The 12,567-nt window shown below is 72.3% G+C and carries 12 protein-coding genes; 10 read left to right on the top strand and 2 right to left on the bottom strand.

All coding sequences use genetic code 11. The annotated features are described in order from the left end of the window. Positions 1-64: 64 nt before the first annotated feature. Positions 65-979, bottom strand: coding sequence for an SDR family NAD(P)-dependent oxidoreductase (locus DEO23_RS05305; protein WP_109274985.1), 915 nt, complete (start codon positions 977-979; stop codon positions 65-67). Between the two features lie 85 nt (positions 980-1,064). Here DEO23_RS05305 and DEO23_RS05300 point away from each other — a divergent pair, with 85 nt between their 5' ends. From DEO23_RS05300 to DEO23_RS05290, 3 genes are all read left to right on the top strand, one after another. Then, the gene (locus DEO23_RS05300; protein WP_109274984.1) at positions 1,065-3,158 is read left to right on the top strand and encodes a M3 family metallopeptidase; all 2,094 of its coding nucleotides are present in this window, start codon (positions 1,065-1,067) and stop codon (positions 3,156-3,158) included. Positions 3,159-3,284: 126 nt separating this feature from the next. Further along, the gene (locus DEO23_RS05295; RefSeq protein WP_109275598.1) at positions 3,285-3,971 is read left to right on the top strand and encodes a hypothetical protein; all 687 of its coding nucleotides are present in this window, start codon (positions 3,285-3,287) and stop codon (positions 3,969-3,971) included. A gap of 22 nt (positions 3,972-3,993) precedes the next feature. Next, positions 3,994-4,536 carry a YbaK/EbsC family protein gene (locus DEO23_RS05290; protein WP_109274983.1) on the top strand — a complete coding sequence of 181 codons (543 nt, stop codon included), beginning with the start codon at positions 3,994-3,996 and terminating at the stop codon, positions 4,534-4,536. An 85-nt stretch (positions 4,537-4,621) separates the two neighbouring features. Here the strand turns inward: DEO23_RS05290 and DEO23_RS05285 are convergent, their stop codons facing one another. Further along, positions 4,622-5,215, bottom strand: a complete 594-nt coding sequence (locus tag DEO23_RS05285; RefSeq protein WP_240613228.1) for a DUF4126 domain-containing protein — start codon at positions 5,213-5,215, stop codon at positions 4,622-4,624. 367 nt (positions 5,216-5,582) lie between these two features. Between DEO23_RS05285 and DEO23_RS05280 the strand changes: the two genes are divergently transcribed. The 7 genes from DEO23_RS05280 to pgm all read left to right on the top strand — a co-directional run bounded on the left by DEO23_RS05280 (position 5,583) and on the right by pgm (position 12,305). Further along, entirely contained in the window at positions 5,583-6,215 is a 633-nt protein-coding gene (locus DEO23_RS05280; protein ID WP_109274981.1) for a hypothetical protein, read from the top strand. Positions 6,216-6,503: 288 nt separating this feature from the next. Next, a complete protein-coding gene (locus DEO23_RS05275; protein WP_109274980.1) occupies positions 6,504-7,130 on the top strand; it encodes a DUF47 domain-containing protein in 627 nt (208 codons plus the stop codon). A 14-nt stretch (positions 7,131-7,144) separates the two neighbouring features. Continuing rightward, positions 7,145-8,170 carry an inorganic phosphate transporter gene (locus DEO23_RS05270; RefSeq protein ID WP_109274979.1) on the top strand — a complete coding sequence of 342 codons (1,026 nt, stop codon included), beginning with the start codon at positions 7,145-7,147 and terminating at the stop codon, positions 8,168-8,170. Positions 8,171-8,302: 132 nt separating this feature from the next. Next, entirely contained in the window at positions 8,303-9,073 is a 771-nt protein-coding gene (locus DEO23_RS05265; protein WP_109274978.1) for a hypothetical protein, read from the top strand. 5 nt (positions 9,074-9,078) lie between these two features. Continuing rightward, positions 9,079-9,588, top strand: a complete 510-nt coding sequence (locus DEO23_RS05260; RefSeq protein ID WP_109274977.1) for a DUF6069 family protein — start codon at positions 9,079-9,081, stop codon at positions 9,586-9,588. 67 nt (positions 9,589-9,655) lie between these two features. Next, complete coding sequence (locus DEO23_RS05255) at positions 9,656-10,510, top strand: DNA-formamidopyrimidine glycosylase family protein (RefSeq protein ID WP_109274976.1); 855 nt, start codon at positions 9,656-9,658, stop codon at positions 10,508-10,510. A 139-nt stretch (positions 10,511-10,649) separates the two neighbouring features. Continuing rightward, positions 10,650-12,305, top strand: a complete 1,656-nt coding sequence (gene pgm, locus DEO23_RS05250; RefSeq protein WP_109274975.1) for a phosphoglucomutase (alpha-D-glucose-1,6-bisphosphate-dependent) — start codon at positions 10,650-10,652, stop codon at positions 12,303-12,305. Positions 12,306-12,567: the final 262 nt, after the last annotated feature.

Here is a 12,567-nt window from a genome sequence, read left to right as displayed (position 1 = left end):
GTACGGAACGGTGCAGGTGCGCGAGGGGCGGAACGCCGCAGGTGCGCGCGGCGATGCCCACTCGTCACCGGCCGCCGGTCGCCTCGATCCGTCGGTCCACCCAGCCGGTCACGCGCCGTGCGAGGTCGACGTCGCAGGCCGCGGCCGAGCGGCGCAGCAGTGTCGGGCGTCCGCGGCTGGCCGTCGGCCCGTCGGGTCCGACGTAGGAGCCGTGCGGCAAGGGCTGGGTGGCGGCGAACAGCACGGACTCCGCGCCGCGGGCGGCCGGCATCGCGATCGGCCTGCTGGCGGCGGTGACCAGGGAGTCGAGCCGGTCGGATCCGGTGGCCCGCTGGATGTTCGTCAGCGCCCAGCCGGGGTGCGCGATCTGCACGTCCACGCCGGTCTCGCGCAGCTCCTCCGCGAGATCGAGGGCCCACAGCATCGCGGTCAGCTTGGAGCGTCCGTAGGAGGCGGCGATGCTCCATCGGGTGCGCGCGAAGTCCATGTCGCCCAGGTCGATGCGGCCGGCCTTGTGAGCGTTGGAGCCCACCAGCACCACCCGCTCCCGCACGAGCGGCCGCAGCAGGGTGGTGAGCAGGCGGGGCGCCACCGCGTTCACGGCGAGCGCGCGCTCGAGACCGTCGGCCGTCTCCTCGCGGCGACGGGTCACCGTCCCGGCGCCGTGCACGAGCAGGTCGACGCCGCGCTCCCCGACGGTCTCGACGATCGCAGAGGCACCCTCCCGCACCGACGCCAGCGAGGCGAGATCGAGACGGACGAGGCGGGCGGCGTCGGGGCGGCCGGTCTCGCGGAGGATCCGCTCGCGCACGGCCTCACCCTTGGGGATCGAGCGCACGGGCAGCACCAGGTCGGCTCCCCACCGTGCGAGCTGCACGGCGGCCTCGCGGCACAGCCCGTCGCTCCCGCCCGTGAGGACGATCAGGCGGCCGCTCAGGTCCGGCTCGCGCAGGTGCTCCCAACCCATGACTGTTCGCATGGGGTCACGGTAGACCCGGATCCGCCTACCTGGTCCTCGCCCGGATGGCCTGACCACGGAAGTCTCCGCCCCTAGGCTGGTCACCATGCCCCGCACACACGACGATGTCGTCCCCGCCGCCGATCCCGAGCCCGCAGCCGACGGCCCCGACCTCACCGGCAACCCCTTCGCCGATCCCTCCGAGCTCCCCTACGGCCTCCCGGACTTCGCGGCGATCCGCACGGAGCACTTCCTGCCGGCCCTGCGTGCGGGCATCGCCGAGCAGCGCTCCCTGATCGAACAGGTCGCGACCGACGAGGACATGCCGACCTTCGCCACCGTGCTGCGCCCGCTCGCGGAGGGCTCACCGATCCTGCAGCGCACACTGCCCGTGCTGTTCCATCTGCTGGCCGCCGACGCCACCGAGGAGCTGCAGGAGGTCGAGGACGAGATCGCCCCCGAGCTGGCCGCTCTCGAGGACTCCGTGTGGCTGGACCCGCGGCTGTTCACGCGCGTGCGGGCGCTGGTCCGTGACGCCGACTCCCTGGCGCTCAGCGACGAGGAGCGGTACGTCCTCGAGCGCACGTACCTGCGCTTCGAGCTGCACGGCGCGCAGCTCGACCCGGCGCAGAAGGCGCGCCTGGGCGAGGTGAACCAGGAGCTCTCGACCCTGCAGACGCGCTTCACCCAGCAGACCAAGGCCGATCTGCACGGCGCCGCGCTCCACCTCACCGACGAGGCCGAGCTCGCCGGGCTCGACGCGTCCCAGCGGGAGTCCGCGCGCCTGGCCGCGCGGGAGGCCGGTCTGGACGGCTGGCTGCTGACCCTGATCCTGCCGACGATGCAGCCGCTGCTGGCCTCGCTCACCGACCGCGACGTGCGCGAGCGGCTGTACACCGCCTCGCGCGAGCGCGGCGAGGAGACCTGGGGCCTCGCGAAGAAGATCGCGCGGCTACGGGCGGAGAAGGCGCACCTGCTGGACTTCGAGGACTTCGCGGAGCTGGCGGTGGCCGACCGCACCGCGGGCACCCCGGCGGCCGTCGAGTCCTTCCTCGCCCAGATCGCCGCTCCCGCCGTGCGCAATGCCGATCGTGAGGCGGAGCGCGTCGCCGAGCGCGCCGCGCGTGACGGTCTCGACGAGCTCGCCCCCTGGGACTGGTCCTACTACTCCGAGCTGATCCGCACCGAGGAGTACGCGGTCGACCAGTCGGAGCTGCAGCCCTACTTCGTGCTCGAGACGGTCCTGGAGGACGGCGTCTTCCGAGCCGCCCACGAGGTCTACGGACTCTCGTTCACCGAGCGGGAGGACCTCACCCCGCCGCATCCGCTGGCACGGATCTGGGAGGTCACCGGCGAGGACGGCGAGAAGGTGGGGCTGTTCATCGGGGACTACTTCACCCGGCCCAGCAAGCGCGGCGGCGCCTGGATGAACACGCTCGTGGACCAGTCGCGCCACGACGGCACGCTGCCGATCGTCATGAACACACTGAACGTGAGCCGTCCGGCCGAGGGACGACCGGCGTTCGTCACCCTCGACGAGGTCGACACGATGTTCCACGAGTTCGGCCACGCCTTGCACGCCCTGCTCTCCGACGTCGAGAACGCCTCGGTCGCGGGCACCGTCGTCGCGCGGGACGTCGTGGAGTTCCCCAGTCAGGTCAACGAGATGTGGGCGCTGCGCCCCGGGATCGTCGAGCACTACGCGCGGCACGTCGAGACCGGCGAGGTCGTTCCCGACGAGCTGCTGGAGAGGGTGCGCGCGGCCGCGCAGTGGAACGCGGGCTTCCGCACCCTCGAGCACGTGGCGGCCGTGATGCTCGACTGGCGCTGGCACCGTCTGGGCGAGGACGACACGATCGGTGACCCGCACGCCTTCGAGCAGGCCCAGCTGGAGCAGGCCGGCCTCGCCCATCCGCTGATCTCGCCGCGCTACCGGACCGGCTACTTCCAGCACACCTTCTCCGGCGGGTACGCCTCGGGCTACTACTCCTACCTGTGGGCCGAGGCCTACGACGCCGACGCCGTCGCCTGGTTCGAGGAGCAGCTGGCGGATGGAGCCTCGCCGCGGGAGGCCGGGCGCCGCTTCGCGGAGGCGATCCTCTCGATCGGGGGTTCCCGCGACCTGCCGGCCGCCTACCGATCCTTCCGCGGCCGCGAGCGCGACGCCCGCTTCCTGCTCGAGCGGCACGGGCTGGTGTGAGGGTGGGGCCGGTGGGTCCGGGGGGCCGGGGTACCCCGGGGTCCGGTGGAAGCGGCGCCCGGTGGAGCCGGTGCATCCGGCCGGTCCTGCCCCGTCGGCCCAGGGAACTCTGACATGCTCGGTCCCATGAGCCAGGACCAGAACGCCGCAGGCGATCAGCCGACGATCTTCACCTCCTACGAGATCGACTTCATGCTGTCCCTGAGCAGGACCGACGCCGCGCGGATCACGCGCAAGCAGATCGGCATCCCCGGTGTCCCCGGCTTCGGCGCCGCCGCGGACCACGTCACCGCCGCGGTCACGGCTGGCCTGCGGGCACGCGGGAAGCTCGTGCACCGCGAGGGCGAATGGGTCCTGGGCACCGAGGGGGAGCGCATCGCCGCCGTCCTCAACGGCGCCGACCGCTGGCTCGGGATCGCCCTGGCCCGCGGCGAGGCGATGCGCGCCGCGTTCGTGATCCGCGGCGAGACGGACGTCCTCATGCTCACGCAGGACGACCTCGACTCCTTCCAGATCACCTCGCTGGGCTCGTCGGACCAGGTGCCGGCGGCGGTCGCGCGGATCGCCACGACGTTCCTGCGCCAGGGCCTGGGGCACACGGTGAACCTGCGTCGCACCGACGCCGGCGACGACCGCGGCACCACCCCGCTGATGCTCCGCGTCGAGGAGGACGGCAGCTGGCAGTCCGGCCACCTGCCGATGACGGAGGACGGCATGCTCAGCGTCTCCCCCATCGCCGCGGACGGCATCGAGGAAGCGGTCGCCGAGCTGTGGGAGCGCGGGGAGAGCTCGGCACGGAGCACCGCGGCATGACCCCGAGCCGGGAGGACAGAGCATGAGCGGGGCACGCGGGAACCTGGACTGGGTGCCGGCAGGCGACGCGCTCGCGTCCGTCGCACCGCCCGTGGCCGACGCCCTCCGCGCCGGCGCCGCACCCGGCGCCGAGGTCGCGCCGATCGACCCGGACCTCGCCGACACCGCCGCCTTCTGCGAGCGCTACGAGGTCGACCTCGAGGCCTCGGCGAACTGCGTCGTGGTCCTGGGCCGACGCGGCGAGACCCAGACCTATGCCGCCGTGATGGTGCTCGCGACCGACCGCGCCGACGTCAACAAGCGCGTCCGCAAGCACCTCGGAGCGCGCAAGATCAGCTTCGCCGAGCAGGGCGAGGTCGAGCACGCGACCGCGATGACCTCCGGTGGCATCACCCCCGTGGGTCTGCCGGAGGGGTGGCCGATCCTCGTCGACGAGCGCGTGGCCGCCTCCGAGGCACTCGTCATCGGCGGCGGCGTGCGCGGCGCGAAGCTCCTGGTCTCCGGCGCCGAGCTCTCCCAGCTCCCCGGCGCCGACGTGCTGGACCTGGTGACACCGGAGTCCTGACGCCCCCGGGGCCCGGGGCCCGGGGACTATATGCCGGCGCAGGACGGGGGCGCCGGGGCATCGGGGCTCGGACCACTCGGCCTCGTCACCCCGCGGCGACGCTCCCGGCTTCCCTCGCCCGGCGTCGCGCCCGCACCCGCGACCAGATCCGCAGCGCGCGGTAGATCAGGTATCCGCCGACGAGCAGCAGGACGACGGCGATCACCCCGGCCAGCACCGGCAGGGCGATGGCGAGGATGCCGACGACCAGGGCCGCGACGTCCTCGACACCGGAGACTGCGACGTTGGAGACCGGCTCGGGTGAGGTGTTGACGACGGCCCGCGTGGCGGACTTCGCGCCGTGGGCTCCGAAGGCTGCGACGACTCCGATCACGGCCAGCACGACGGCGTTCATGGTGTCGCTCTCGCCACCCAGCAGGTAGCCGATCGCGCCACCGGCGACGGGGCGCACGACCGTGTGGACGACGTCCCAGAAGGAGTCGAGGAAGGGGATCTTGTCGGCCGCGAAGTCGACGACCAGCAGCACCGCCGTGATGATCAGGACGTCGGCCCTCTGCATCACCTCGGGCACCTGGTCGATGCCCAGGAACCTCCCGCTCGCGCCGAGCAGGAACAGCATGAGGTAGGGCCGCAGGCCGCTCACCCAGCCCGACCCCAGCGTCATCATCAGCGCTTCCATGGGCTCAGCGTAAGCGAACCACCCATCGCCCCCGGCTCGGCCATCTCACCCCTCTCCCACGCCCAGCCGCCGACTTGCCCCAGCCATCGTCACTCCCCGGCCAGTGCCCCGCTTTACCCATAGCCCCTCCCCAGCCACCGCCCTGGCCTACCCATAACCCCTTCCCGACCACCGCCCACCTGTTCGCCGATGGCTCCGGGTGAGGTCTCAACCCCTATGGAGCGTCGAGCCCTCACCCGGAGCCATCGAAGCGACCGCCGACCGAGCATCACTGCCCGAGGCCCCGCCCCACCTCCGCCTCACCCTCCACACCGGCTCGCCCCACCCTCCACACCCCGCCCTCACCCACGCGTCCTACCCTGGTGTCATGCCCTCGGATCCCACGCCCCGCTTCCGCCGTCCCGCGCCGTTGTTCCCTGCGCGCGCGGAGGAGATCCCCGGTGCGCCGGATCCGCAGCTGGCCACGGAGCTGGGCCACGAGAGCGCCCGCGCGCTGCTGAACGGGGTGTATGGCAGCACCGATCCGCAGGTCGTCGAGCGGGTGCTGCACCTGGTGGAGTCCGAAGGGCTCGACGACCTCGCGACGCTGTGGTCGGGCTCGCCGGCGACCACGCTGCCGGGGGCGCTGTGGCGGTTGTACGTCCTGCACACCTGGGTGCGACGCAACGGCGAGGACGTCAGCCGCCGCTTCCGCGAGGGGACCCACACCGTCCCGGGGCTGCGGTATCTCGCCGGGGTCGCCGAGCCTCCGGACATCGAGCAGGTCCGCACGACGATGGACGAGATCCTGCGTGGTGCCTTCACCGGGGACCTGCCGATCGCCCTCGGCCGCGCGGGCGCGGTCGCGGTGCTCTGCGCCCACGGGACCGCGCACCTGGCCGATCGCGAGAGCACCCACGAACAGCAGCAGGCCATGACCCGGCAGGCCTCCCGTCTGCTCTCGACCGGCGAGGAGCTCACCGCCGCCGCGCGGATGGCCGAGGCCGGAACCCTCAGCTGATCCTGCGCACCGGGCGTACCTCCCCCACCCCGGACCTGCACGGACGTCATCCACCGCACACGTCCCCACACGTGGGATGCACGGCGAACCGGCGATGTCCTACGATGGTTCTGCGTCGGGCCGCGGTTGCCCCGGGCTCCAAAATTCGCCGCTACGAGCGGCCTTCGCGCCGTCAGGCGCACCCGGTCCGGCGCGCCCCCTTCCCCGGGTGCGTGGCGTCGTCCGCCCCACCCGGAGCTGCTCGCCCCCGTCGAATCCGTGTCCGCTCCGTCCTCGCGAGGAGACGTCGTGCCGCTGCGCTTGTTCTCCCGTCGTTTCGAGAGCTCCCTGCACGATCTCTTCAATGATCTGGCACAGGTGCTGGTGGCCGGGGCCGAGATCCACTCGCGCACGCTGGGGCAGTCCTCCCGCGATCGCGCCCGCAGCGCCCCGCGGCTGCACGAGCTGGCGAGCGACTCCGCCCAGCTCTCCCACCGGATCGCCAACCGCCTCGCGGACTCCCTGATCACCCCGTTCGAGGCCGATGCCCTGCACGACCTCGCGCTGACCATGTCCGACCTGATGTACGCGCTCGAGCGCACGGCCTCGCTCTCTGCCGCCCGTGGGGCGGCAGCGGTCCCCGATGTCCTGCTGGAGGCGGCCCAGCTGATCGAGCGCGGCTGCGAGCTGACCGTCGAGGCGGTGTGGAAGCTGCAGGCGGTGCAGGAGCTCGAGGGCTACGCCCAGGAGATGCGCCGTCTGCGCCGTCAGGGGGACTCGCTGGCCCTGCGTGCCCGCACGGAGACGTACGGCCGCGGCGGTGCCGCGGCGGACCTGCTGCGCGAGCGCGATCAGGTCGAGAGCGTCGAGGCGAGCCTGCGGCTGCTGGACGAGCTGGGACGCACCGCGGACCTGCTGCGCGTCAAGGCACCGTGAGCGGGGCCCGCTAGATGGTGTCGTCCTTCTTCGTCGTCGCCGTGGTGCTGGCCCTGGCCTTCGCCTACGTCAACGGCTTCCACGACGCCTCCAACGCGGTGTCCACGACGATCGCGACGCGGGCCATGTCGGAGCGCTCCTCCCTCGTCCTCGCCGCGGTGCTGAACCTGCTGGGCTCCCTGCTGGGCCTGGGCCTGTCCCTCGCGGGCACCCACTGGGCGCTCGACCTCGCGGGCCTGAACTCGTTCTCCGACGTCCCGATGCAGGGTGAGCCGCTGCTGCCCCCGATGCTCGCGGGCATCGTCCTGGCGGTGATCGCCTGGTCGCTGGCCACCTGGGCACTGGGCATGCCCTCCTCCACGTGGCAGGCGATGCTCGGGGCTGCCGCCGGGGCCGCGCTCTCCCTCGGCCTGGCGGTGCCGTGGGCATCCGCCCTGCCCCTCGTGCTCGCGCCGATGCTGACGGCGCTCCTGGTGGGCGGCGCCGGCTCGTACCTGCTGGCCCGCGTGATCCGTCGGCTGGGTGCGGACGACCGCATCGGCATCGGCAGCCTGCAGTTCCTCCAGACCCTCTCGGCGGGCGCCGTGGCCACGGCGCACGGCTTCGCGGACTCGCGGATCGCGATGGGCGTGATCGTGCTGGCCGCCTCCTACGAGGGCGTGGACCTCTCCCGCAGCGCCGGGGCGATCGTGGCGATGGTGGGCGTCTCGCTCGCGCTGGCAGCCGGGACGCTGGTGGGCGGGCGACGCATCATCCGCACCCTCGCCCGGCGCCTGACGAACCTCGCGACCGTGCAGGGCTTCGCGGCCGAGACCGTCACCGCGCTGATCGTGATCCTCGGCGCGAGCTTCTCGGCCCCCTCCGTCTCGACCTCGCACTCGCTGACCTCGAGCGTCGTCGGCTCCGGCCTCGCCCTGGGCCCGCGGCAGATCCGCTGGAACGTCTTCGGCGGGATCGTCGGCGTCTGGGTGGTGACGCCCCTGGCGTCGCTGGGGCTGGGGGCCGTGTTCACGCTGCTCGTGCAGCGCCTCACCACCTGACCGGCCGACGATCCCCATCCCTGCCCTGTCCCGTCCTGCGCACTGCACTCCGCGCCTGTGGTCTGCGCCCTGCCGACGTTCGGGACCTCTCGTTATCCTGTCCCGACCCGACGACGCCTCATAGGAGGTCCGATGCCCTCGCCCGACGAGCGCCCCGCCGCACGCCCGCGCCCCGACTACGGGCTGCCCGGTCCGACACCGAGCGAGCAGAGCGCGAACGGAGCCGACTCCTCTCGGCCCGAGTACGGCCGCCCCGACGAGGGCCGCCCGGCGACCGGTCAGCCTGCCGGCGGCTCCGCCGCGCCCTTCGAGTCCTCCGCCCCCTCCGCGCCGTCGGGCTTCGTGATGCCCAGCGGGGGCGCGGCAGCGACCACCGCCCCACCTCGTCGGCGCGGGAAGCTGCCGTTGATCCTCGGGATCATCCTGATCGTGGCGGCCTTCGTGATCGCGATCGTCGGGCTGGTGCTGGGCGTGCGCAGCATCATGGGCGCGGTGGGCGACGGGCCCGCGAAGATCTCGAACGGCACGGCCGACGTCAAGCTGGACCGGCTCGAGATGCTGGTCGTCTACGTCCCGTCCGAGGACGCCGACAGCGCGACGTGCACGACGTCGAGCCCCGGTGACAAGACCGTGGAGACGGAGTCCGCCGGCCAGTCGATCACCTTCCCCGACGGCTCCTCCTACGTGCAGAAGCTCGGGGTCGCCGCGACCGACTCCACGACCGTGACACTCACCTGCAAGGGCACCAGCTCCGCCGATGCCGCCTACATCGGGCCGATGAACCCCACGAAGATGCTGCTGCCGCTGATCGGCGGACCGGCGCTGGGCGTGATGATCGGCCTGGTCGGCCTCGTGCTCGCGATCATCGGGATCGTGCTCCTGGTGCGGACTCGGCGGGCCTGATTCTGATGACGACCCCACAGAGCCGGCCCCGCCCCGAGTCCCGCCCCACCGGCGACTCCGACCCGAACACCGGCCCGTCCGGCCCGCGCCCGGTGCCGCCGAGCGCTCCCGGGCCCGCACGCGCCGGCCTGTCGATCGTGATCGCGCTGGTCGCAGCGCTCCTGGTGTGGGTGCTGGCCACCCCCATCGCGGGACTGGACCTGCATGCCGGGAGCTTCTCGGTGGACCCCGGCGCGATCATCCCGGCGATACTGATGCTGGGAGTCCTCGCCTGGGCTCTGCGCCTGGCTCTCGGATTCGCGTCCCGCGGTGCGAAGATCTGGACGATCATCGCCGTCGCGGTGATGGTGCTGTCGCTGCTCGGACCGATCGTGCTGGGAGCCAGCGGCGGAGCGCTCGTGGCGCTGCTGGCGATGCACCTGCTCGTGGGCGGTGTCCTCATCCTCGGTCTGCGCGGCCCGCGCGGGGCGCTGCACGCCTCCCGTACGCAGAAGCCCGAAGTGCCCTCCTCCTGAGCTCCCGCGGCCGCGGACCTGCGGCGTTCTTCCTCCTCGCACGTCCGCCCTCGCTCATACTGGTGGCATGCCGGAACTGCCGGAGCTCGACGCCGCCGTGGCGCAGATCGACCGCCTCCTCGTGGGGCGTCGCCTGCACGGCGTGGACGTCGCCGCCATCAGCGTCCTGAAGACGGCGGATCCGCCGCTCGCCGACCTGACGGGTCACGAGCTCACGGGAGTACGTCGCCGCGGCAAGCACCTGCTGCTGGACCTCGAGGGCGTCACCCTGGTCATGCACCTGGCGCTCGCGGGATGGCTCCGTCACCACGCCGAGGCCCCCTCCGGTCCGCCCGGCCCGCGCAAGGGACCCCTCGCCCTGCGGATGGTCTGGGACGACGACTCCGCTCTCGACGTCACCGAGCAGGGCACCCGCAAGGCGGTCGCGCTGTGGGCGAGCACCACGCCGGAGGACCTGGAGACCCTGGCCCGCCTGGGACCTGAGGCCGACGCCGTGGACGCGGATGATTTCGCCCGCCTCTGCACGGGGACCCACTCCCACCTGAAGACGGTCCTCACCGACCAGACGCTGCTCGCGGGCATCGGCAATGCCTGGTCCGACGAGGTCCTGCACACCGCTCGCCTCTCCCCCTTCGCGGCGGCCGACGGGCTGGGCCGCGAGGGTGCCGTGCATCTGCACGCGGCTCTGCGCGAGGTGCTGGAGCGTGCCGCGCAGGGACTCACGGGCCTGCCGCTGGATCGCATCAAACGGGCGAAGAAGGCATTGCTGCGGGTGCACGGCCGCGCCGGCGAGGAGTGCCCGGTGTGCGGGACGCGGATCGCCGAGGTCTCCTTCGCCGAGCGCTCCCTGCAGTACTGCCCGACCTGTCAGACCGGAGGGCGGCGCCTGAGCGACCGTCGGATGGATCGTCTGCTGCGCTGACGTCGCGACCGGATCCCGGGGGCCGACGGGGCCTCCCGGGCCGTGGACGCTCCCCATCTCACGCACCGGGCCGGGAACGGCAGCGCCCAGCCCGGGTCCCTAGAGTGGCGGCTGCAGCCGATGCGAGGGAGAGAAGATCATGGCGCAGCACGAGCGAGCAGGTCAGAAGGCCCGCCCGGAGGATCTGGTCGACGTCGCGACCCTCCTGGACGCCTACTACGACCTCCATCCCGACCCGCGCGACCCCGATCAGGCGGTCGTGTTCGGCACCTCGGGGCATCGCGGCTCCTCCCTGGACACCGCGTTCAACGAGGACCACATCGCCGCGACCACGCAAGCGATCGTGGAGTACCGGGCCGCACAGGGCATCCGCGGGCCGCTGTTCATCGGCCGTGACACCCACGCCCTGTCGACGCCCGCCTTCGACACGGCGCTCGAGGTGCTCGGCGGCAACGACGTCACCGTGCTCGTCGACTCCCGCGACGCCTACACCCCCACCCCGGCCGTCTCGCACGCGATCCTGGTGCACAACCGCGACAAGGGCGCGCAGGACTCGACCCGGGCCGACGGCATCGTGGTCACCCCGAGCCACAACCCGCCGCGCGACGGCGGCTTCAAGTACAACCCGCCCCACGGCGGTCCTGCGGGCTCGGACGCGACCGGGTGGATCGCCGACCGCGCCAACGAGCTGCTCGGGGACGGCATGTCGGGCGTGCGCCGGATCGATCGTCGTCAGGCCCACGACCGCGCCGAGCGCTACGACTACCTCAAGAACTACATCGACGACCTGCCGAGCGTGGTGGACCTCGATGCGATCCGCAATGCCGGCGTGCACATCGGCGCGGACCCGCTCGGCGGCGCCTCGGTGGACTACTGGGCGATGATCGCCGAGATGCACGATCTCGACCTGGACGTCGTGAACCCGAACGTCGATCCGCAGTGGTCGTTCATGACCCTGGACCGCGACGGCAAGATCCGCATGGACTGCTCGAGCCCGTGGGCGATGGCCTCCCTGCTCGAGGTCAAGGACCGCTACGACATCGCCACCGGCAACGACGCGGACTCCGACCGCCACGGGATCGTCACGCCCGACGGCGGACTGATGAACCCCAACCACTACCTCGCGGTCGCGATCCGCTACCTGTTCGCCAACCGGCCGAACTGGCCGCAGAGCGCGAAGGTCGGCAAGACGATCGTCTCCTCCTCCCTGATCGACAAGGTCACCGCGTCGCTGGGACGGGAACTGTTCGAGGTCCCGGTGGGCTTCAAGTACTTCGTGCCCGGGCTGATCGACTCCTCCGTCGGCTTCGGCGGCGAGGAGAGCGCTGGCGCCTCGTTCCTGCGCACCGACGGGAAGGTGTGGACCACCGACAAGGACGGCATCATCCTGGCGCTGCTGGCCTCGGAGATCCTCGCCGTCACCGGGAAGACGCCCAGCCAGCTGCACGCGGAGCTGGTGGAGGAGTTCGGGGCGAGCGCCTACGCCCGCATCGACGCCCCCGCCGATCGCGAGCAGAAGGCGCGCCTGAAGGCACTCTCGCCCGAGGAGGTCGCGGCGACCGAGCTGGCCGGCGAGTCGATCACGGCCAAGATGACCGACGCACCCGACGGCTCCGCGATCGGCGGACTCAAGGTCTCCACCGAGAACGCCTGGTTCGCCGCACGCCCGTCGGGCACCGAGGACGTCTACAAGATCTACGCCGAGTCCTTCCGCGGGGAGGAGCATCTCGCCTCGGTGCAGGATGCCGCCAAGCAGGTCGTGGACAGCGCGCTGGAGGGTCCTGCCGACGCGTGACGCCTCGTGACCTCCTTCCCCAGGACTCCACGAGGGCAACACGCCGGTCGCGGTTACTCTCCAGTAGTCTGACGTCCGATGTCCGGCCGGTGAGCGCACGAACGGGCGTTCCGAGCCCGGGCCTGCGGCTCGGCGCGTCCGCCGGGGGTACGCCGGAGCCCCTCCGGAGATGCCAGGACTCCTCCCAGGCCGCTCCCGGCGATGAGCGCTCATGCACACGGTCATTGCGCGATCCGGCCGAACAAGGCAGGGTGGTAGTTGG

Origin of the sequence: Brachybacterium endophyticum, assembly GCF_003130585.1 — a bacterium.
In the GTDB taxonomy this organism is placed as follows: Bacteria; Actinomycetota; Actinomycetes; order Actinomycetales; family Dermabacteraceae; genus Brachybacterium; species Brachybacterium endophyticum.
The sequence above is the reverse complement of the archived record's forward strand: the minus strand, read 5'-3'. Positions and strand labels throughout refer to the sequence as shown.